The 20,716-nt window shown below is 65.1% G+C and carries 23 protein-coding genes; 10 read left to right on the forward strand and 13 right to left on the reverse strand.

Features of this window, described 5'->3' with window-relative positions; genetic code table 11:
• The first annotated feature begins 243 nt into the window (after positions 1-243).
• Positions 244-645: a hypothetical protein gene (locus tag ACKI2N_RS10315; RefSeq protein WP_420997988.1), complete on the forward strand. Its 402-nt coding sequence runs from the start codon at positions 244-246 to the stop codon at positions 643-645.
• Positions 646-682: 37 nt separating this feature from the next.
• On the opposite strand, the gene ACKI2N_RS10320 is transcribed toward ACKI2N_RS10315, so the two are convergent.
• Complete coding sequence (locus ACKI2N_RS10320) at positions 683-1,687, reverse strand: NADP-dependent oxidoreductase (RefSeq protein WP_420997989.1); 1,005 nt, start codon at positions 1,685-1,687, stop codon at positions 683-685.
• Positions 1,688-1,839: 152 nt separating this feature from the next.
• On the opposite strand from ACKI2N_RS10320, the gene ACKI2N_RS10325 reads away from it, so the two are divergent.
• On the forward strand, positions 1,840-2,418 hold the full coding sequence (locus ACKI2N_RS10325; protein WP_420997990.1) for a TetR/AcrR family transcriptional regulator: 579 nt from the start codon (positions 1,840-1,842) through the stop codon (positions 2,416-2,418).
• On the opposite strand, the gene ACKI2N_RS10330 is transcribed toward ACKI2N_RS10325, so the two are convergent.
• Positions 2,415-3,347: a LysR substrate-binding domain-containing protein gene (locus ACKI2N_RS10330; protein ID WP_420997991.1), complete on the reverse strand. Its 933-nt coding sequence runs from the start codon at positions 3,345-3,347 to the stop codon at positions 2,415-2,417. The two genes, ACKI2N_RS10325 and ACKI2N_RS10330, sit on opposite strands and share 4 nt — an antisense overlap.
• A gap of 131 nt (positions 3,348-3,478) precedes the next feature.
• On the opposite strand from ACKI2N_RS10330, the gene ACKI2N_RS10335 reads away from it, so the two are divergent.
• Positions 3,479-4,234 carry an SDR family NAD(P)-dependent oxidoreductase gene (locus ACKI2N_RS10335; RefSeq protein ID WP_420998032.1) on the forward strand — a complete coding sequence of 252 codons (756 nt, stop codon included), beginning with the start codon at positions 3,479-3,481 and terminating at the stop codon, positions 4,232-4,234.
• A gap of 80 nt (positions 4,235-4,314) precedes the next feature.
• Here the strand turns inward: ACKI2N_RS10335 and ACKI2N_RS10340 are convergent, their stop codons facing one another.
• A complete protein-coding gene (locus ACKI2N_RS10340; protein WP_420997992.1) occupies positions 4,315-4,905 on the reverse strand; it encodes a TetR/AcrR family transcriptional regulator in 591 nt (196 codons plus the stop codon).
• Positions 4,906-5,030: 125 nt separating this feature from the next.
• Here ACKI2N_RS10340 and ACKI2N_RS10345 point away from each other — a divergent pair, with 125 nt between their 5' ends.
• From ACKI2N_RS10345 to ACKI2N_RS10355, 3 genes are read left to right on the forward strand one after another with little or no spacing between them, the layout of a single operon-like run.
• Positions 5,031-6,263 (forward strand): MFS transporter, encoded by a 1,233-nt coding sequence (locus tag ACKI2N_RS10345; RefSeq protein WP_420997993.1) that lies wholly within the window; start codon positions 5,031-5,033, stop codon positions 6,261-6,263.
• Positions 6,260-7,027: an SDR family oxidoreductase gene (locus ACKI2N_RS10350; protein ID WP_420997994.1), complete on the forward strand. Its 768-nt coding sequence runs from the start codon at positions 6,260-6,262 to the stop codon at positions 7,025-7,027. Before ACKI2N_RS10345 ends, ACKI2N_RS10350 begins: the two co-directional genes overlap by 4 nt.
• 40 nt (positions 7,028-7,067) lie before the next feature.
• Entirely contained in the window at positions 7,068-7,826 is a 759-nt protein-coding gene (locus ACKI2N_RS10355; RefSeq protein ID WP_420997995.1) for an SDR family NAD(P)-dependent oxidoreductase, read from the forward strand.
• Here the strand turns inward: ACKI2N_RS10355 and ACKI2N_RS10360 are convergent.
• Positions 7,816-8,283: a 2'-5' RNA ligase family protein gene (locus tag ACKI2N_RS10360; RefSeq protein ID WP_420997996.1), complete on the reverse strand. Its 468-nt coding sequence runs from the start codon at positions 8,281-8,283 to the stop codon at positions 7,816-7,818. The two genes, ACKI2N_RS10355 and ACKI2N_RS10360, sit on opposite strands and share 11 nt — an antisense overlap.
• Before the next feature lie 86 nt (positions 8,284-8,369).
• On the opposite strand from ACKI2N_RS10360, the gene ACKI2N_RS10365 reads away from it, so the two are divergent.
• Positions 8,370-9,317: a GlxA family transcriptional regulator gene (locus ACKI2N_RS10365; RefSeq protein ID WP_420998033.1), complete on the forward strand. Its 948-nt coding sequence runs from the start codon at positions 8,370-8,372 to the stop codon at positions 9,315-9,317.
• A gap of 119 nt (positions 9,318-9,436) precedes the next feature.
• Here the strand turns inward: ACKI2N_RS10365 and ACKI2N_RS10370 are convergent, their stop codons facing one another.
• The 7 genes from ACKI2N_RS10370 to guaB form a co-directional block, all read right to left on the reverse strand.
• Positions 9,437-10,138 carry a DJ-1/PfpI family protein gene (locus ACKI2N_RS10370; protein WP_420997997.1) on the reverse strand — a complete coding sequence of 234 codons (702 nt, stop codon included), beginning with the start codon at positions 10,136-10,138 and terminating at the stop codon, positions 9,437-9,439.
• A gap of 143 nt (positions 10,139-10,281) precedes the next feature.
• Complete coding sequence (locus tag ACKI2N_RS10375; protein ID WP_420997998.1) at positions 10,282-10,746, reverse strand: YybH family protein; 465 nt, start codon at positions 10,744-10,746, stop codon at positions 10,282-10,284.
• 129 nt (positions 10,747-10,875) lie between these two features.
• Entirely contained in the window at positions 10,876-11,730 is an 855-nt protein-coding gene (locus ACKI2N_RS10380) for a DJ-1/PfpI family protein (protein ID WP_420997999.1), read from the reverse strand.
• 151 nt (positions 11,731-11,881) lie between these two features.
• On the reverse strand, positions 11,882-12,628 hold the full coding sequence (locus tag ACKI2N_RS10385; protein ID WP_420998000.1) for an SDR family oxidoreductase: 747 nt from the start codon (positions 12,626-12,628) through the stop codon (positions 11,882-11,884).
• 927 nt (positions 12,629-13,555) lie between these two features.
• The gene (gene guaA / locus ACKI2N_RS10390) at positions 13,556-15,175 is read right to left on the reverse strand and encodes a glutamine-hydrolyzing GMP synthase (protein ID WP_420998001.1); all 1,620 of its coding nucleotides are present in this window, start codon (positions 15,173-15,175) and stop codon (positions 13,556-13,558) included.
• Positions 15,150-15,761, reverse strand: coding sequence for a hypothetical protein (locus ACKI2N_RS10395; RefSeq protein ID WP_420998003.1), 612 nt, complete (start codon positions 15,759-15,761; stop codon positions 15,150-15,152). Before ACKI2N_RS10395 ends, guaA begins: the two co-directional genes overlap by 26 nt.
• A gap of 152 nt (positions 15,762-15,913) precedes the next feature.
• Positions 15,914-17,377 (reverse strand): IMP dehydrogenase, encoded by a 1,464-nt coding sequence (guaB, locus tag ACKI2N_RS10400; protein WP_420998004.1) that lies wholly within the window; start codon positions 17,375-17,377, stop codon positions 15,914-15,916.
• A 122-nt stretch (positions 17,378-17,499) separates the two neighbouring features.
• Here guaB and ACKI2N_RS10405 point away from each other — a divergent pair, with 122 nt between their 5' ends.
• Positions 17,500-18,459, forward strand: a complete 960-nt coding sequence (locus ACKI2N_RS10405; RefSeq protein WP_420998005.1) for a DMT family transporter — start codon at positions 17,500-17,502, stop codon at positions 18,457-18,459.
• 98 nt (positions 18,460-18,557) lie between these two features.
• Entirely contained in the window at positions 18,558-19,139 is a 582-nt protein-coding gene (locus ACKI2N_RS10410; protein WP_420998006.1) for a DUF4124 domain-containing protein, read from the forward strand.
• 25 nt (positions 19,140-19,164) lie between these two features.
• Here the strand turns inward: ACKI2N_RS10410 and ACKI2N_RS10415 are convergent, their stop codons facing one another.
• Both ACKI2N_RS10415 and ACKI2N_RS10420 read right to left on the reverse strand, forming a co-directional pair.
• Positions 19,165-19,527 carry an RnfH family protein gene (locus ACKI2N_RS10415; protein WP_420998007.1) on the reverse strand — a complete coding sequence of 121 codons (363 nt, stop codon included), beginning with the start codon at positions 19,525-19,527 and terminating at the stop codon, positions 19,165-19,167.
• Positions 19,514-19,951, reverse strand: coding sequence for a type II toxin-antitoxin system RatA family toxin (locus tag ACKI2N_RS10420; RefSeq protein WP_420998008.1), 438 nt, complete (start codon positions 19,949-19,951; stop codon positions 19,514-19,516). The genes ACKI2N_RS10415 and ACKI2N_RS10420 overlap by 14 nt, the downstream gene beginning before the upstream one ends.
• A gap of 266 nt (positions 19,952-20,217) precedes the next feature.
• On the opposite strand from ACKI2N_RS10420, the gene smpB reads away from it, so the two are divergent.
• Positions 20,218-20,670 (forward strand): SsrA-binding protein SmpB, encoded by a 453-nt coding sequence (gene smpB / locus ACKI2N_RS10425; RefSeq protein ID WP_420998009.1) that lies wholly within the window; start codon positions 20,218-20,220, stop codon positions 20,668-20,670.
• Positions 20,671-20,716: the final 46 nt, after the last annotated feature.

Here is a 20,716-nt window from a genome sequence, read left to right on the forward strand (position 1 = left end):
TTGCCAATGGAATATGGAAATCCCATTTATCTGCCATTGAGATAAACAGGCGGCCAGGCAAGGAATCCCCATGGAGTCGACGCCGCGCCGAGGGCCTTCCTGGAACGCCTGGTCGGCCGCGGCGCGGCGCGGCGGCATGGACCGTGACGCACAGGGCACCGAAATGGCCGAGGCCCTGCCGGCATCCTGATTTAAGATAAGCGGCTACGCCCCCGGCTGAGGCACGCACTGCCCGACGACGACATGAACGCCCCGTTTCCGATTCGCAAGGAATGTCCGCCCGGCGCCTGCATCTGCAATCGCGAAGCCCTGCTGGACGATCCGCAGGCCGACGCCCGGATCCTGCGGCTCACCCAGGAAGAAGAGAAAAGGCTGGTGGCGCGCCTGGAAAGCCTGACCAGCCTGGCCGAACTGCGGAAAATGGAAGAGCGCATGCAGGCACAACTGGGCCTCGTCGTCACCATCACGCCGAGCATCCATGAAGTGCGCACCACGCGCGGGATCAATATCCGCGTGGAAGACCAGCCCGGCCTGTGCCGCAAGACCCGGCAGGCCATTCCCGCGGCCATCCGCCGCTGCCTCGAAGCCCGGCCCGAGATCGCCTACGCGCTCCTCGACGCGCACGACCTGCTGGGAGGCGCCTGAGCTCCGCCGCGCCGCTCAAACACCGGTCAAACGCCGGTCAAACGCCGGAAATATCGATGACGATCTTCCCCCGCACATGGCCGGCTTCGAGCTCGGCAAACGCCTGGCCCAGATCCCGGAGCGGATAGGTCCGGGCGACGAAGGGCTTGATGATCCCTTTGTCGATCAGGCCGGCAATCGCCGTCAGTTGCTTGCCATCGGGACGCGTGAGAACGCCGTGGTATTCGACGTCCCTGGCACGGGCCAGTTGCCGGTAGCCGCGGATTCTCCTGGCGGCCAGCCAGGCAAACAAGGCCGGGACGCCAAGCTCGCGGAACGCGCGGGCATCGGCAGCCCGCACCAGCCCGACATAGCGGCCCTTGGGCTTGAGAGCGCGAATGGAAGGCGCGATGGCCGCGCCGCCCAGGCCGTCGAGCACCACGTCAAAAGGACCGGAATCGCCGGCAACGGATGCAGCGTAGTCGATGGGATGCTGGGCGCCGAGCGCTTTCAGGAAATCCTGGTTCCTGGCGCTGGCGCTCGCATAGACTTCCGCCCCCATGTGGCGCGCGAGCTGAATCGCAAAGGTGCCGATGCCGCCGGCTCCGGGCTGGATCAGGATCTTTTCGCCACGCTGCAGCTTCGCGCGCTCATGGAACGCCTGCCACACCGTCAGCGCGACCGTCGGCAGCGAAGCGGCCTCGACATGGGACAGCGTCGAGGGCTTCAGCGCCAGGTTCGCGGCGGGCACCAGAACTCTCTGCGCATAACCGCCCTGCTTGCGGCCAGGCAGGACGGCGTAAACCTCGTCGCCGGCCTTGAAACCGGTCACGCCGTCTCCCACCTCGGCCACGACACCCGCGATGTCCAGGCCCATGACGTGGGGGAACCGGTATTTCTGATACTTCCTGAATTCCCCCGAACGCATGGCGATTTCCACGGGATTCACGCCCGCTGCCCGGACCTCGACGACGACATGCCCGGGTTGCAGAACCGGGTCAGGCAATTCCCCATATCGGATGACCTCGGATCCGCCGTAGCCGGTCAAGTAAGCCGCTTTCATTTCCAGTTTCTCCTCAGGTTGCGCGGGCGATCTTCCATGAAACTTCCATAAAAAACGCATGCAGGCAGTGTCGCTCGCGGCAAGTTATGACGTTTGTCCTAGCGGGGGCCAATCTATATTATGACGACTGTCCTAGTCAAGCGGATTCGGCCATGTCACCCAAAGAGCAGATGATTGCCACTGCACTTGCCTTGTTTCGCCACGAGGGCTACCAGGCCACCTCGTGGCGCAAGCTCATCCAGGCGTCGGGCGCGCCGTGGGGCTCGGCACATCACTATTTCCCGGGCGGAAAGGAAGAACTGGGGGTGGCGGCCGTCGAGGTCGCGGCGAGCACCGGCGCCGCCGCCATCGCGAAGTGCTTCGCCGAATGCGCGACGGCGCAGCAAGCCGTGCTGGCGCTGTTCGACATGACCCGCGAGCAATTCGCGGCTCAGGATTTCAAGGCGGGCTGTCCGGTCGCCGTCGTCACGCTGGAAATGGCCCCGAAGTCAGCCGCGCTGACCGCGGCTTGCGACGCCGCCTTCGGCAGTTGGCGCAGGGAGCTGGCGCGTGGCCTCGCCGCGCATCACCATGCCGCGGAGCGCGCCGAGGAGCTCGCATTTGCCATCCTTGCCATGCTCGAAGGGTGTTTCGTGCTGGCCCGCGCCGCGCAATCGCCGCAGGCGTTCGAGATGGGACGCGCGGCGGTCCTGGCTATCCTGCAGCAGGAAGCACAGACGCTCGCAGGCTAGGCCGCGCCCGGCTCCGGACGGGCCGACCGGCAATCGAACGGCGCGAATATCCCGGCCACCCAATCGGCGAAGACGCTCAGCTTGGCGGGCACGTGCCGCCTCGATGGATACAGCAGGTTCAATGGATGCGGCGGACGATTCCACTCTTGCAGCAGCGGCACCAGCGCGCCGCGCGCGATGTGAGGGTGCGCCATGAAGCCATAGGTCTGGCTGATGCCGAGTCCGGCCAGAAGCGCCGTTAGCCGGGCCGTGCTCTCATTGACGGCCACCATGGTGCCGCGGCTGATCTCGAATGCCTCGTCATTGCGGTGAAAGCGCAGCGCGCGCGGCTTGCCGGTCAACGAGGAGAAATAGCTGATCAGGCTGTGCCCCTGCTCCAGTTGGCGCGGATGCGTGGGCAGGCCGCGGGCCGCGAGATACGCCGGGCTGGCGCAGGTGACATAGTCGAATTCGGCGAGGCGTCTTGCCACCAGCGAAGTATCGGCCAGCGCGCCGGCACGGATCACGCAATCGACGCCTTCGCCGATCAGATCCACCGGGCGGTCGCCCACGCCGAGGTGAAGCTGGATGTCCGGGTAGCGGGCACGGAAATCCGGCAGCGCCGGTATCAGGATCAGATTCGCCAGCGACGAGCCGATGTCGATGCGCAGGCGTCCGCGCGGTTGCGCGCGGCTATGCGCGACCAGCGCATCCATGTCCTCCACCTCGCCGACGAGACGCACGGCACGCTCATAGTAGGCCGCCCCCTCGGCAGTCACGGTGACGCGCCGCGTGGAGCGCTGCAGGAGCTTGACGCCGAGATGGGACTCCAGTTCCTGCACCAGTTTCGTGACGGTGGGCCGCGGCATGTTCAGTGCATCCGCCGCCCTGGAAAAGGCGCCGGCCTCGGCGATCCGGATGAACACGCGCAGGGCAAGCAATTGATCCATGTTCGGGCGCCACTATTCACGGTGGGAAAATATCAATTAGGAAACGCTGTCTTTATCGGCGCTGCCGCGCGCCCTATCGTGTCGACTCTTCCATCACGCCATGAAATCGCGCCATGAAAACGGAGATCGACATGCATCGCAAACTGGACGGCAAGGTGGCCGTCGTCACCGGCGGAAGCACAGGCATCGGCCTGGCGACAGCCAAGGTGCTGGCGCAGGCCGGCGCCAGGGTCTTCGTCACGGGCCGCCGCCAGGCGGAACTGGACGCCGCGGTCAGGGAAATCGGCGCCGGTGCCGTCGGGATCCAGGCGGACTCGGCCCGGCTGGAGGACCTCGAAAGGCTGTTCGCGACAGTCAGGTCCGCCGCCGGCCGCGTCGACGTGCTGTTCGCCAACGCCGGCGGCGGCTCCTTTCTTCCGCTCGGCGCGATCACGGAGGCGCAATACGACGACACCTTCGACCGCAACGTGAAAGGCGTGATCTTCACGGTACAGTGCGCGCTGCCGCTGCTGGGGGAAGGCGCCTCGGTCATTCTCACCGGCTCCAACACAGGCATCATGGGCACGCCGTCGTTCAGCGTCTACAGCGCGACCAAGGCGGCTGTCCGCAATCTTGTCCGCAGCTGGATCCTCGATCTCAAGGGACGCGGCATCCGCATCAACACGGTCAGCCCCGGCCCCATCCACACGCCGGGCCTCGTCGGCCTTGCCGGCCCCGACGCCGCCGCCCAGCAAGGACTGCTCGACTATCTGGCGACCCAGATCCCGCTCGGCCGGGTCGGCCAACCCGAAGAGGTCGGCAAGGTCGTCGCGTTCCTCGCCTCCGAAGACGCCAGCTTCATCAATGGCGCCGAAATCTTCGTGGATGGCGGACTCGCACAGGTCTGACGCGCCGCCATGCGAGACCCCGCCGGCCCGGCTGGCCGCGCTGCCGGCCGGGCCGGCGACGAGGCAACGGGATATGCCGGCTACGGCTGCGTCGTGGGCCATGTACCCAGGGCATGGTCGACCAGCCTCTCGAGCGCCTTCCTCGATTCGCCCGCTTTCGCCTGCACCGCCATCCCCTGCGCGACCGCCATGACGAAGGACGCCAGGGCCGCGCAATCGGCCGACGACGGCAGATCGCCCTCGCGCTGCGCGCGCTCCAGGCGCCGGCGCAGCGCCGACTGCGTCGCGGCGCGGCGCCGGACGAGTTCGCGGCGAATGGGCTCGGCGTCCTCCGAGCAGGCAAGCGCGCCATTCATGCCGAGGCAGCCGGGATGCGCGGAACTCAGGGTGTGCAGCGTGACGCAACCGCGCAGGATGCGCTCCGCCACCTTCAGCGCGGTGGGCTCATTCAAGGCCTCGGCCATGAAACCCATGTACTTGGCGTCGTAGAGATCGAGGGCCTTGCGGAAGAGCGCCTCTTTGTTGCCGAACGCGGCGTAGAGGCCGGGGCGAGCCACGCCCGTCGCCTTGGTCAGGTCGTCGAACGATGCCCCTTCATACCCCTTCTGCCAGAAAACCGACAAAGCGGCATCGAGCGCCTCGCCTTCGTCAAACTGCCTGTGTCGCCCCATATCCGATCCGCGGCCGCGTCGCCCGACAAGTTTCAATAACGATCAGTATAAAACACTTGACGCACCACCCCCAATACAATACCGTTCGTTACCATAACGATCAGTATTATATTTGCGAAGCGAGCATGACTTTCGATCCCAAACAAGCAAGCGGCGCCGGACCCGCGCGGAGCGAGTGGCGGGCCGTAGGAGCCGTTGCCGCGGGAACCTTCCTGCTGGTGACCACCGAGTTCCTGCCCATCGGCCTGCTGTCCCGCCTGTCCGCGGATCTCCGGATTTCAGAAGGCATTGCCGGCCTGGCCGTGACGGCGCCAGGCCTGGTGGCCGCCATCGTGGCGCCGGTCCTGGTCCTGCAGGCCGGCGCGGTGGACCGGCGGCTCGTCATCGCCGCATTGACGGCGGCCATCGTCGTCTCCAACGTGGTGGCTGCCGCCGCCGGCAGTTTCCCGGTCTTTCTGCTGGGGCGCCTCATCCTGGGCCTCGCCGTAGGCGGTCTCTGGACCTTTGCCGTGGCCGTCGGCCGCCGGCTCGTGCCGGCCAGCGCGGGCGCCAGAGCGACCTCCATCATCTCCGCCGGCATCTCTGCCGGTACCGTATTCGGCATGCCCGTCGGCGCAGTCCTGGGCGAGTCCATCGGCTGGCGTGCGACGTTCGCGGCAAACGCCGTACTTGGCGTGCTGATCCTGCTCGCGCAACTGCGCGTCCTCCCTCGCCTGGCCCCCACCACGGCGATGGATGCCGGCGGGCTGCTCGCTTTCGCCAGGATCCCGATGGCCCGCATCGGGCTGATCGCCAGCGGCTTCGTCGCCGCCGGCCACTTCATCGCCTACACCTTCCTCGAACCCTATCTGCGCGACGTCCTGCACCTCGGGCAGAGCGGCGTGGCTTTCGCACTTGCCGGCTATGCCGTCGCCGGCATCGCCGGGGCGTTCCTCGGCGAACGGCTCGCCGTCGACAACGTACGCCGGGCATTCATCGCGACATCCGCGTTGCTTGGCGCCGCCGTCCTCGCGGCAACCGCGATGGCGGGAACCATGGCTGGCGCCATTGGCATGGTGATGGTGTGGGGCCTGGCATTCGGCGCCATGCCGGTCTGCGTCCAGATATGGATGTTCACTTCGTCTGCGGGCCTCCATGAAGCGGGCTCCGCGCTGATGGTCAGCGCCTTCCAGGTATCGCTCGCAGCCGGCGCCGCGATTGGCGGCGCGCTGATAGACCACGCAGGCATTGCCGCGGCCTTCGCCGCGAGTGCGGTGCTTGCATTCGGGGGCGCCATGACGGCGCTCCTTTCACGACCCACGCCGGCCCACGCCGGCGAGGTGACTTTGCATTCAGACATCGAAGGAACACCATCATGACAGACACCACAACAGGCTCGCTGACCGGCAAGGTCGCGCTCGTGACCGGCGGCGCGCGCGGCCTCGGCCTGGAAATCAGCCGTCAGCTCGCGGCGCTGGGCGCCCACGTCATCGTCGGCACGCGGGACCACGCGAAAGCCGAAGCCGTCGTCGCCGATCTGCGCGGCCAGGGTCATGAGGCATCCGCCCTCAAGCTCGACGTCACGAGCCAGCAAGACCGGGAGAAGGCCGGCGCCGCCATCGAGAAAGCGCATGGGAAACTCGACATCCTGATCAACAATGCCGGCATCCTGCTCGATAGCCGCGACGGTGGCACCCCGGCCGCCCGGCAGCCCAGCGAAGCGCTGCCGAGCGTGTTGCGGGAGACCTTCGAGGCGAACTTCTTCGCGCCCATCTTCCTGACGCAATTCCTGCTCCCGCTGATCAGGCGGGCGCCCGCGGGCCGCGTGGTGAACGTGTCGAGCATCAGGGGATCGCTCGCGCATCTTTCCGATCCGACCTCGCCGGTCTATCCGGTCCGCGCGCTTGGCTACGACACCTCCAAGGCCGCGCTCAACGCCTTCACCATCCTCATCGCCGAAGAACTGCGCGGCACGCCGATCAAGATCAATGCGATCCACCCCGGCTGGCTGCGGACCGAGATGGGAGGCGCGCAGGCAGACATGGGCGTCGAAGAAGGCGCGCGCATCGCCGTCAAGTACGCCACGCTCGACGCAACCGGCCCCACCGGCGGCTTCTTCTTCGACGAGCGGCTGCCCTGGTAAGCGGCCCGCCCAAAACCCCTTCCAGCCAACAACGGAGTTCATGGTGAACAAGACACTTGCAGGAAAAGTCGCCCTCGTTACCGGCGGCTCGCGCGGTCTCGGCACGGCCACGGCGATCGCCCTCGCGGACCAAGGGGCGGACATCGCGATCAGCTACGTCGCCTCGGAAGAAAAGGCAGCCGCCGTCGTCGGGCAGCTGCAGGCCAAAGGAGTACAGGCCATCGCCATCAAGGCCGATCAAGGCGATCCCTGCGCATCGGAACCGCTGATCCGCCAGGTCGTCGAAAAGCTCGGCAAGCTCGACATCCTGGTCAACAACGCCGCCGTCGCCTGGCAAGGCAAGACCATCGACGACCCCGAAATCGACAATGCGGCGATGGACCGGCAATGGGCCATCAACACGATGGGGGTCATCGCCAACATCCGCGCGGCCGCCCGGGTGCTGCCGGACGGCGGGCGCATCATCTCCGTCGGCTCCGGCCTCGGCACCCGCGTCGCCTTCCCGGGCACCACCGACTACGCGGCCACCAAGGCCGCCATCGTCGGCTACTCCAAAGGCGCGGCACGCGACCTGGGCGCACGAAACATCACCGTCAACGTGGTCCAGGCCGGCATGATGGATACCGACATGGCGGCGGGCTCGAAAGACAAGCTGCCGCCGATCATCATGGCATCGCACGCCATCCAGCGCTACGCGACCGTCGAGGAAGTCGCGGCGGCCATCGTCTTCCTCGCGGGACCGGGCGCGGGCTTCATCACCGGATCGGTCATCGATGTCAGCGGCGGGTTTACCGCCTGACCGAGACCGCCGGGCCGCCGTCTCCCAGCGGCCAGCGCCCTTTCACCTCGTAGCGCGTCTTGCCAAGCCAGCTGTGGATCAGGACAAATTCGCGCACGGTCCAGGTGATCGGTCCGATCGCGCGCCGGTCACACCTGACTTCGTCGTAGAGCAACGTGAGGTGCGGTGTGAAACGCGCGCGCGAGACGCGCAGGCCTGTCCCTCTGAGGGCATCCCCCAGTCTTTGCTCCAAACGGATCAACTCGTCCAGCCCGGCGCTCGCCGTCAACACCAGCGGGTGATGCCCCGGCCGCCCGTTGAAGCTGGAGATCCGATCAAACGTCACGCCGAACGGCGGCACGCCAATGGCCTGGCGATCACATTCACATTGACTCGGAGGAGGTAAGCGATCCGCGAGGCCGCGAATGAAGCGAAGACCGTCGACTGTACGGCTGACTACAGCCGGCGCAAATGACATTTTTCCCTCATTTCAGGACAAATGGCGCCATTCGAGGGTTTTCCGTAGAATACGACTTTCTATGGTTTTCAGTTAACGACTTCATCATGCATCGAATCGGATTCTTCGTCTGCCGTGGCCACGATGCTCTTGATCTTGCCGGACCACTTTCGACTTTTAATCAGGTGGCCACGGCCGCTGGCCATACCCCATATGACCTTCATGTCATCTCGCAGTCCGGAGGACCAGTCCTTGGCAATGCGGGCCTGCCGGTCGAGACAAAGCCGATCGGAAAACGCGCGTTCGACACCGTCGTTTTCGTGGGCGGCGATATCGATCCGATGCAGACATCGGAGAACATCGCCGCGGCCAGAAAACTGGGGGCAAGAGCATCGCGGGTGGCAAGCGTGTGTACGGGGGCGTTCTTGCTTGCGGAAACCGGATTGTTGGACGGCCTGAGAGCAACGACCCACTGGCGATACGCTGCTCAATTGCAGTCGCGCTTCCCTCGCACCAGGGTCGAGGGCGACAGCATCTATATAGCGGACGGCCGCATCTGGACGTCGGCGGGCATCGCCTCCGGCATAGACTTGGCGCTCGCCATGATTGAAAAAGATATGGGCGCGGAAATTGCGCGCGCTGTCTCCAGGCTCCTGGTCGTTCCGTATCGGCGGCCAGGAGGCCAGTCCCAATTCTCCGCCATGTCGCAAATGGAGCCGGAATCGGATCGCATCCGCATCGCTCTGAATTTTGCCAGGGAACATCTGGCTGAAGCGCTGCCGGTCGAACGACTGGCCGACGCCGCAAGACTAAGTCCGCGACAATTCGGACGCGCATTTCGCCGGGAAACCGGTGAAACGCCTGCCAAGGCGGTCGAGCGTTTGCGGGTTGAAGCTGCACGTCTGCGCTTGCAAGATGGCAGCGAACCGATCGAACAGATCGCTCTGGCTGTGGGATTCACCGATCCGGAGCGGATGCGGAGGGCCTTCGTCAAACTGCATGGACATCCGCCGCAATCCATCCGGCGCGAGAGCAGACTCATCGGCAACCGCTGATCGATCGATGGCAGTTGGCGTCGACGGCAACTGGCGGCTACTTAGCCGGCCTCCGTCTGACGACTGACGGATGGCTCTTCTGCGATCCGCGAGCCAGCCACATCGTACACAATGAGCTGTTACGCGGCTCCGCGCGCGTACTTGCGCGCGCTGGCAAGGCGCTGTTCGGTGATTCCTAGCGCGTGCGCACGGACGGTGCTCAAGACATCAGCGGACGCCTTCGCCGGTGACCCCGAATCAAACGGCGGCTGCGGGTCGTAGGCCATGTAGAGTTGAAGCTCTTTTGCTATCTGGTCTCCACGAAGCAGCGCGGCCAGGATGAGCGAACCGTCGATGCCCGATGTAACACCTCCCGCGCTCACGTAATTGCCGTCGACGACGACGCGGTCATTGCTGGGGATGGCGCCATAGAACGGCAGCGCTTCCATTGCTGTCCAGTGAGTCGTCGCCCTTCGGCCGTGCAGCAAGCCAGCGGCGCCGCAGATAAGAGCGCCGGTACATACCGAGTACACGTACAAGGCTCGCTGGGCTTGCTCGCGGATAAATGTGAGAACGTCCGCGTCGGCGGCGGCTTCTTCCTGGCCATACCCTCCCGGAACGAGTAGCACATCGAGTTGAGGCGCCTCTTCGAACGAGGTATCCGGAACCAGTTGCATGCCTCGCATATCCCGCACGACACCTTTGTCTTTCCACAATGTGTGGAACGTTGAGTTCGGAATGCGCGACAGCGCTTCAAAGGGACCGGTGAAATCACATTGGTCCATGTTCGGGAAGATTAAACCCCCAATCTTCAAGTGCCTATTCTCGGGAACCGTCTCCATATCCCCTGCCTTTTGTGTTCGATGCGGTGGCCAAGAAGATCCTGGCGCCGCTGCGTGGCCTTGCCGTACTACTTGTACTGTCTGCAGCCACGCTGCCTGGCCAGGACCGCTTCGCCTCATTTCAAGACAATTTCCAACTCCATTCAGGGAGCGGAATCATTCCAGATGTCACGATGCAGCTTCCAGGCGCCACCCTGCTTCAAGAAGATGAGGGTCTGCTTGCCGCGGTATTTGAGCTTTCCACTTTGGTCATGGATCTCCGCATCCGACACTTCCGCCACGACCTGGTCACTACCGTAAAACTCGTAATTGCTGAACGATACGGTGTCAGGCTTTGATCCGGCAGACGCCTTGGTGAGATATGCAGCGATCGCGCTGGCGCCCGTGATTCTGTCGCCACCAGGCGGCAATAGCGAGCCATCTTTCGTATACAGGTGGCCCACGGCCTCATAGTCCCCGCGCGCATAGGCTTGCGCCCATCGCGCGTTCTCGGCTTTGATAGCCGCTTCGATCTGAGGTTGGGGACGACCCGCAGTTGCTGGCGCGGCAAGCGCGAAAAGAGGGAGATAGGCTGCAAGGACAGCAGCGCAAAGACGAATCTGTCGCATCTATTGATTTCCGGTTTTTGCTTAAATTGAAGAGGGCTGCACCAACTTGGGCAGGTAAGGCAGGCAATGTCGGCTGGGGGCCTCGACCGAGGCCGGCGAATGGCCTCGCACACACTGCGCGCAAGCGTTTCAGCGAACGCCCGGGATCCGCGCGAGCCCCTTCGACGCGCCCGGCAGTTCCTTGTCGACCATCGCGACGACTTCTGGCCGTGCGTCCCGGGGATGGCCGGAACGGAACGGCGGCGCCGGATCGTATTCGATCGCGAGTTGCGTGAATTCCGCGGCCTGTCGACCCCGCATCTTCGCCGCGACGCGAAGTGCGAAGTCGATGCCCGCTGTCACGCCGCCGCCGCTCATGAACCGGCCGTTGTCGTCTTCCACGAAACGATCCGGAACACCGATGGCACCATACTCGGACAGTTTGTTGACGAAGGCCCAATGGCAGGCACTTCGCTTGCCTTTGAGAATGCCCGTTGCGGCGAGCACGAGCGATCCGTTGCAAACCGACGTAACGTGTTTGGCGCCATCAGCCAGACGCCGAATCTGCGCCAGATACTCTGGACGCATAGGCGCCGACAAGTTAGACCCGCCGGGAACCAGGATCAGGTCGGTCTTCTCAATATCGGCCAGCCGTTCGGTCCTGCCATAGACAACCCCGAATTCGAGAGTCACGTCGCCCCCATTGAGACTCGCATAGCGAACGTTCGTATTCGGAAGCCGGTGAAAAATCTCGCTGGGGCCAGCGAAATCAAGAAGCGTCCCGCCGTCGTAGTTCACGATCAGAATATTGAGGGGATCGCTCGGGGCAAGTTCTCCCTGACTGCCTGCCTGCGCAAGAACAGGGGTGGTGCGGCCAAGCAAGGCTCCGCCACCCAAGACGGCGCCGAGCGTGGCGACGCCTCCAAACTTGAGAACACCGCGGCGGGAATGGCCTGCTCCGGTAAGTTGCCCGCCGGAGGCGTTGTTTTTGCTATGGTCGGTCAAGATAATTTTTCCTTGCACTTCGGCCCCTCTGCAAGCGCAGCCAGGTTGGGCCAGGTTGAAGAACCGCCACGACGAAAAGCCTGGCGGGCATTTGATCAAGATTTGGATGAGCCGCGATGGCGTGCCGGGAGCGGAATCGGGAGCCGAAGACTTAAAGCTGAGAAGCGCCCCCATCGACGACCAGTTCGGTGCCGACGACGTAAGAGGATTCATCGCTGGCGAGATAAAGCGCCGCGTAGGCAATGTCCTCGGCCTTGCCCATATGGCCCACCGGAATAGCCTTGGCGAACTCGGCCTTACGGTCGCGAACCCATTCATCGGACATGCCCCACTTGGTAATCAGGGGCGTGTCCATCGCGCCGGGAGCAATCGCGTTAAAGCGGATTCTGCGATCGAGAAACTCGTAAGACCAGCTACGGGCAAGTGATCGCACGGCGGCCTTTGCCGCCGCAGTCAGCGAGATGCCATGCTTGCCGGTCTGAGCGACGAACGATGTATTGAGAATGAATGAGGAACCCTCGCGCAAAACCGGCAGCACCGCCTGAAGCGTGAACACCACGCCCTTGACGTTGATGTCCATGATCTCGTCATAGAGTTTCTCGTCGATGTCGTTGACTGCCGACGGGAAAGCTCGACCAGCGTTGGCGAACACCACATCCAAACCGCCGAACGTCTCTTTCACCTCAGCGGCAATCGCCCGCATGTCCTCGATCGAACGTACATCGCCCTTGAGCACGAGCGCATTCTCGCCAAGCTCATCCTTCACGCGATCGAACACGGCATCGTCGCGACCCGTAACCGCTACTCGGGCGCCCTCTGCAATGAAGAGCCTGGCGGTTGCCAGACCGATGCCACTAGTACCGCCCGTAATCAAAGCTGACTTGTTCTTAAGCCTCATGTTGTTCCTTTCTCTGCTTCGTGGTCGATCAAGTCGAAGGTTCAAGGCGCAATCACGTTTGCACGTGTGTCCCGCCTTGATTTCCCGCCAATTATGGAATGCGAAGCAGATGGCGCAAAGGACGTATAACCCTCAAAAAGCGCCGCCGTCTCGTACGGCTGAGGCCGACACAAGGCCAGCGCGCAGCCAGGCCGATCGCGGTCAGTGTGGCCACGACGATGCGAGCGCTCCCGCGCCAGCGAGAACGTGGCGGGACGGCAGAGATGGAAGTGGTCGTCATGGCAGCGGCCTGCCGGCCGGGCCCGTGCCAACCATTTTCGGTCACGTTGCCGAAGATCTTGGCGGCCGTCGACCGGCGCTTGTCGCGCTGCTTCTTCAGTGTGGGAACTTGCCTGGAGCGACGGCCTTCTTGGCGTCGATCAGCTTTTCGCGGGAGAGCCAGTGAAATACAGGCCGCCCCAGGGGCGACCGAGGGTCAGCGTTTCGCGGCGGCCGTGGGGACGGTAATCGTGGCAGGAAGGTGACGGTACTGGTAGGCGATACCGCCACTTACATCCAATCCCGCTCGGAAGCCTTATAAATCTTGGACTTAGGCTTCAGATTTCGCAGTGCAGCGTCGGTAAGCATCGAGGTTTTCCTCCGGTTTTTTGACGGCTTTTACCGTCAGGGATCGGGAGACCTGCTGATGCCCGGAAAGCCGCGTAAAACAAGCTTTCCCGAGAGGACTTTTACCGTCAAAGACGGTAAAAGTCTGAATAGTGAACGAGAATGTCTTAATCCGGCCTCGATTTTTACCGTCAGCTCTACCGCCAACTTATTTTGCTGGCCGGCGATAGCCACCGATAGATGCCGCGACGCATTTACTTGAAAATCAACACGTTACGGCAGTTTTTCGATAGCTGGCGATAGTCCTCGAAGGACCTAAATTCACTCCCACTCAATCGTAGCCGGCGGCTTCCCCGAAACGTCATACACCACACGGTTCAAGCCACGCACCTCATTAATGATCCGGTTCGAGCAACGCCCCAGCAACGCATACGGCAAATGCGCCCAATGCGCAGTCATGAAGTCGGTGGTCTGCACCGCGCGCAGCGCGACGACGTAGTCGTAGGTGCGGCCGTCGCCCATCACGCCGACGGACTTGACCGGCAGGAACACGGCGAAGGCCTGGCTGGTCAGGTCGTACCAGCTCTTGCCGACTTGCGCGGGTTCGCACAGGCCGGCGGCGGCGTCTTGTTCGGTGGCGACGGTGGCGCGCAGTTCTTCGATGAAGATGGCGTCGGCGCGGCGCAGCAGTTCGGCGTAGTCGCGCTTGACCTCGCCGAGGATGCGCACGCCCAGGCCCGGGCCGGGGAACGGGTGGCGGTAGACCATTTCGGGCGGCAGGCCGAGGGCTACGCCGAGTTCGCGCACTTCGTCCTTGAACAGGTCGCGCAGCGGCTCGAGCAGCTTGAGGCCGAGCGTTTCGGGCAGGCCGCCGACGTTGTGGTGGCTCTTGATGGTGGTGGCTTTCTTGGTCTTGGTGCCGCCGGATTCGACCACGTCGGGGTAGATGGTGCCCTGCGCCAGCCACTTGGCCTTGCTGAGTTTCCTGGCTTCGGCCTGGAACACTTCGACGAATTCGCGGCCGATGATCTTGCGCTTGGCTTCGGGGTCGGTGACGCCGGCGAGGTGGCCGAGGAACTGTTCGGCGGCGTCGATGTGGACGACCTTGGCGTGCAGGCGGCCGGCGAACATTTCCATCACCATCTTGCCTTCGTTCAGGCGCAGCAGGCCGTGATCGACGAACACGCAGGTGAGCTGGTCGCCGATGGCCCGATGGATCAGGGCCGCGGCCACCGACGAGTCGACGCCGCCGGACAGGCCAAGGATCACTTCTTCGTCGCCGACCTGTTCGCGGATCCTGGCCACGGCTTCGGCGATGTGGTCGCGCATCACCCAGTCGGGCCTGGCGGCGGCGATCTTCAGCACGAAGCGTTCGAGGATGTCGCGGCCCTTGGCGGTATGGGTGACTTCGGGGTGGAACTGCACGGCGTAATAGCCGCGCGCTTCGTCGGCCATGCCGGCGATCGGGCAGCTCGGCGTGGAGGCCATCAGCTTGAAGCCGGGCGGCAGCTCGGCGACCTTGTCGCCGTGGCTCATCCAGACCTTGAGCATGCCGTGGCCTTCGGCCGTGGAAAAGTCTTCCAGGTCCTTGAGCAGCGTGGTGTGGCCGTGCGCGCGCACTTCGGCGTAGCCGAATTCGCGGTGGTCGCTCCACTCCACCTTGCCGCCCAGCTGCACGGCCATGGTCTGCATGCCGTAGCAGATGCCGAGCACCGGCACGCCGAGGTCCCACACGGCCTGCGGCGCGCGCAGCTGGTGATCTTCGTAGGTGCTGGCGTGGCTGCCGGACAGGATGATGCCCTTGGGCGCGAACTCGCGCACGAAATCGTCCGACACGTCGTTCGGGTGGATCTCGCAGTAGACGTGCGCTTCGCGCACGCGGCGGGCGATCAGCTGCGTTACCTGCGAGCCGAAGTCAAGGATGAGGATTTTGTCGTGCATGATGGGCGGATGACGTGTCGTCCAGCGCGGGCTCGGGCATCACCTCGGTGCCCGGGCCGTAGCCGGGCGGCGGTGTGATACCTGGCTCGCGCCGGTATTCGGGTGATTGCGGCCGGCGTGCCGCGGGCGGCGTGCCGGCATCTTTGTTTTGCGCGTCTTTCTGCTGTTCGCGCCGCGCGCGCTCTTCACGCTCGCGCACGCGCACGCGCTTGGCGGCCGGCAGCTGCACGGCCGCGAAGAAGGCCAGTACCGCGGCCAGCACCGGCAGCCAGATCTTGCCCGCGCCCTGCACCGGCAGGTCCAGCATGAGCATCCAGGCCACGATCAGGACCGCGCTGACCAGGTTGACCTGTCCCACCGTGCGCGCCACCGCGACCGTGAGCTGGCCGTTGATGGTGGCCTGCCACAGCAGCAGGGCCAGGCCGATCAGCGCCACGCCGAGCAGTTGCCCGTAGAGCGGGGGCTGCGGCTGCGGCAATTGCAGCGCGCTATAGAGCGTCGTGAAAGGCGACAGCAGCAGGACGATGCCGAGCAGCAACTGAAGCAAGGCATCGAGGAACAGCACAGCTCGCAGCAATACTTTCATGAAATCTCCTCCGGTCAGGCTTGGGGCCCGGCCTGGGGGCGCGGCCGGCTTGGCCCGGGAGAAACCTGTACCGGGCCGCGCAGCTGGCGGGGCTTCAGGCCCCGCGCAGCCACTGGATCAAAGCGACTTGGCGATTTAGCCGATGTAACGACTTAGTCGATGTAGTAGTTCGGCGCTTCCTTGGTGATCTGCACGTCGTGCACGTGCGATTCGCGCATGCCGGCGGCCGTGATCTGCACGAACTCGGAGGTTTCGTGCCAGCTGGCGATGGAGCTGCTGCCGCAATAGCCCATGGAAGCGCGCACGCCGCCGCACAGCTGGTGGATGATGGCCGTGACCGAACCCTTGTAGGGCACGCGGCCTTCGATCCCTTCGGGGACCAGCTTGTCGACGTTGGCGGTGTTGTCTTCCTGGAAGTAGCGGTCGGCCGCGCCGTCCTTCATCGCGCCCACCGAGCCCATGCCGCGGTAGCTCTTGAACGAGCGGCCCTGGTACAGGAATACTTCGCCCGGCGCTTCCTCGGTGCCGGAGAACATGCCGCCCATCATGACCACGTGCGCGCCGGCTGCGAGTGCCTTGGCGATGTCGCCCGAGTAGCGGATGCCGCCGTCGGCCACCAGCGGCACGCCGGTGCCCTGGAGCGCTTCGGCCACGTTGGCCACCGCGGTGATCTGCGGCACGCCCACGCCCGCGACGATGCGGGTGGTGCAGATGGAACCCGGGCCGATACCGACCTTGACGCCGTCGGCGCCGTGATCGACCAGCGCGCGCGCGGCGGCGCCGGTGGCGATATTGCCGCCGATCACCTGCACTTGCGGGTAGTTCTGCTTGACCCAGCGCACGCGGTCCAGCACGCCCTGGCTGTGGCCGTGGGCGGTGTCGACCACGATCACGTCCACGCCGGCCTTGACCAGCAGGTCCACACGCTCGTCGTTGTCCGGGCCCACGCCCACCGCCGCGCCCACGCGCAGCTGGCCGCGGTCGTCCTTGCTGGCCAGCGGGTGCTCCACGGCCTTCTGGATGTCCTTGACGGTGATCAGGCCGCGCAGCTCGAAGGCCTGGTTGACTACCAGCACGCGCTCGAGGCGGTGGCGGTTCATCAGGCGCTTGGCGTCTTCCAGCGAGGCATCCTCGCCCACCGTGACGAGCTTCTCGCGCGGCGTCATCTTGGCACGCGCGGGCGCGTCGAGGTCTTCCTCGAAACGCAGGTCGCGGTTGGTGATGATGCCCACCACGCTCTTGCCTTCCAGCACGGGGAAGCCGGAGATGCCGTGTTGATGTGACAACGCAATCACATCGCGGATCTTCATGTCCGGCGGAATGGTGATCGGGTCGCGCAGCACGCCCGACTCGTAGCGCTTGACGCGCGCGACCTCGCGGGCCTGGTCGGCCGGCTTCAGGTTCTTGTGGACGATGCCGATGCCGCCGGCCTGCGCCATGGCAATGGCCAGGCGGGCTTCCGTGACGGTATCCATGGCGGCGGATACCAGCGGAATGTTCAGTTCGATCGAACGGGTCAGGCGGGTACGGAGGGAGACATCACGGGGCAGTACCGACGAATAGGCCGGCACGAGCAGCACGTCATCGAATGTGAGTGCTTTCTGGACAAGACGCATAGCAATTCCTCTAGGCGCAAAACCGAATTATACAGGAATGGCACGTTTCTTGACGCGCCTGTGAGTGCCCTTGTGCCAGTCTGCTATGCTCTTTGTCTTTTTTTCGGCATAGGCGGACCACGATGGGGATCGGCGTACTGTGCGGCCTGCTGGCCGGCGCGTTCTGGGGCATGGTGTTCATCGCGCCCAAGCTGCTGCCGGTTTTCTCGCCGTGGGAGCTGGCCATCGGCCGCTACCTGGCCTACGGGCTGGTGGCGTTCGTCGCCGCGCTGCCGCTGATGAAGCGCATCGCGCGCAAGCTCACCCGCGCCGACTGCGTGGCGCTGCTGCGGCAAGCCTTTACCGGCAACCTGCTTTACTACGTGCTGCTGGCCTTCGGCGTGCAGCTCGCCGGCGTCGGCCCGACCTCGCTGATCATCGGCATCCTGCCCATCTCGGTCACCATCATGGGCCGCCGCGACCATGGCGCGGTGCCGCTCGCGCGGCTGATCTGGCCCCTGCTGGTGGTGGCCGCGGGCATCGCCTGCATCAACATCGACCTGTTCGGCGGCGGCGCAGGCGCGCACGGGCCGGCCGCCGGCGAGGCGGCGCGCACGGTGTGGGAGCGCGTGGCCGGCGTGATGTGCGCGGCCGGCGCGCTGGTGTGCTGGACGCTCTACGCGGTCGACAACGCGCGCTACCTGCAGCGCAACCCCCAGTACAGCGGCAACGAATGGTCGGCGCTGTACGGCATCTCCACCGGCGTGGTATCGGTGGCGCTGGCACTGGCCGGCTGGCTGCTGGCCGGCGACAGCCTGGCCGCCGCCGGCAGCGCGCGCGACTGGCAATGGTTCTGGGCGGTCAACGCGGCGGTGGCGCTGGGCGCGTCGCTGATCGGCAACAACCTGTGGAACATCTCGAGCCGGCGCCTGCCGCTCACGCTGTCGGGCCAGATGATCGTGTTCGAGACGTTGTTCGCGCTGGCCTATGGCTTCGTGTTCGACCATCGCCTGCCGCGCCCGCTGGAGATCGCCGCCATTGTGTTGCTGATGGTCGGCGTGGCCTGGTCGGTGCGCTTGCACGCCGGCGGCAAGTCTGCCTAAACTAGCGCCCAGTCTCGGCGGGCGGCCGGCGGCCCTGCGCGGCCGCGGCTTCCCGCTGCCCCTGCAGGCCGTCATCCCGACCCAAGCCAATGAAATCCATGTTTGCGCGACCGACCGCGCGCCTGAGCGCGACGCTCACGCTTGCCGCCCTGGCTGGCCTCTGCCACTGCGCCGTCGCCCAGGCGCAATGGCAGTGGCGCGATGCCGCGGGGCGCAGCGTGTTCAGCGACACCCCGCCGCCCCCCACGGTGCCGGCCGCCAGCGTGATCAAGGCGCCGGGGCGCTTTGCCAGCATGCTGCGGCCCGTCGACGCGGCCGCGCCGGCGGCGGCCGCCAGCCCGGCAGACATGCCGTCCGCGGCCCCGGTGGAAGCCAACGCGGGAGCCAGGGCGGAGGCAAAAGCGGAAGCCAGGCCGGATGCCACCGCGAGCGCGGAACAGGCCTTCCAGAAACGCCGCGCCGACGCGCTCAAGGCCGAGGCCGATCAGGCTGCCAGGGACAAGGCCGCGCAGGAGCGCCAGGCGCGCTGCGCCGGCATGCGCAACTACGCCACCGCCCTGCAGCAGAACCGCCGCATCGCGGTCTCCGCGCCGGACGGGTCGCCCCAGCACCTGGACGACGACCAGCGCCAGGCGGAGCTGCAGCGCACCAACGAGAGCCTCGCCGCGAATTGCGCCTGAGCGGGCCGGCGTGCGCGCCGTCGCGTCAGCCGCCGCCGCGCAGCCATTTCTGGCCTTCGCGGGTGCCGCCGCGGCGGGTCTTCTGCACGCGCTTGCTGCGCGCCGACTTGGGATCCGCCACCAGCGGGCGGTAGACCTCGATGCGGTCGCCCTCGCGCACCACGGTATCGGGCGTCTTGAGCTTGCTGAAGATGCCCACGCGCAGGGTCGCCGGATCCACTTCCGGGCAGGCCTGCAGCAGCCCGGACGCGCCGATCGCGCCGACGATGGTCGTGCCCGGCGCCACCGCGATTTCCTTCAGGAAGGCGCCGTCCGGCCGCGCGTAGCACACCTGGACACGCACCGTGCCCGCCGCGGCATCGGCGGCCGCGGGATCAGCGGCTGCCATAGACCACCTCGGCGCGCTTGACGAAGGCGTCGACGAACGTGTTGGCGATCATGCTGAACACCGGGCCGATGATCTTTTCCAGCAGGAAGCTGGAAAACTCGTAGTGGAGGTGGAATTCGATCTTGCAGGCGTCCTCGCGCAGCGGCGTGAAGCGCCAGGATCCGCTGAAGGCCTTGAAGGGACCGTCCTCGAACACCATATCGATGCGGGTGGGCGGCTCCTGGGTGTTGCGGGTGTGGAAATACTGCTTGATGCCGTTGAAGTGGATGTGGATCTTGGCGTCGAGCATGGTCTCGGTCTGCTCGAACACCTCCACGCCACCGCACCAGGGGAGGAACTTGGGATAGTCCTCGACTTGCGTGACCAGGTTGTACATCTGCTCGGCGGAGTAGCCGAGCAGCACGGATTTATGGACGTCTGCCATGTATCGAGAATCGGGAATATCGGAAAGCGGACGAGTCCTGCGCAAATCCCGCCTGCGGCATGATGCACTGCGGGATCCACCGGGGGCGGCCGGTTTGCTAGAATCGCAATTTTAGCCCACGCACGGCCCGGCGGCATCCCGGCCGCGCCCATGAGGCGCATGGCAGCCTCCCGGGCTGCCTGCGGCGCGGCTTGCCGGCCCGCCTCCTCCCTTCGTTATCCTGGTTTTTTGTTTTTTCTTACCGCTATTTCCTTTACCCGGACCGCATGACCATCGCAGACAACAAGAAAGCCTTCTTCGACTACTTCATCGAAGAGCGATACGAGGCCGGGATCGTGCTCGAGGGCTGGGAAGTCAAGGCGATCCGCGCCGGGCGCGTGCAGATCAAGGAAGGCTACGTGGTCGTGCGCGACGCCGAGCTGTTCCTGATCGGCGCCCACATCAGCCCCCTGCAGAGCGCTTCCACCCACATCAACCCGGACGCGGTGCGCACCCGCAAGCTGCTGCTCAAGGCGGAAGAAATCAAGCGGCTGATCGGCAAGGTGGAGCAGCGCGGCTTCACCATCGTGCCACTGAATCTGCACTACACGCGCGGCCGCGTCAAATGCGAGATCGGCCTGGCCAAGGGCAAGAAGCAGTTCGACAAGCGCGAGACCGAAAAGAACCGTGACTGGCAGCGCGAGAAGTCCCGCATCATGAAGGGCGCGACCAAGGAATAGGCCGCCCTTGCACGGTCCTTCGCGGCCTTCGCGGCGGTCGGCGCGC

Source organism: Cupriavidus sp. 30B13 (assembly GCF_049059565.2).
In the GTDB taxonomy this organism is placed as follows: domain Bacteria; phylum Pseudomonadota; class Gammaproteobacteria; order Burkholderiales; family Burkholderiaceae; genus Cupriavidus.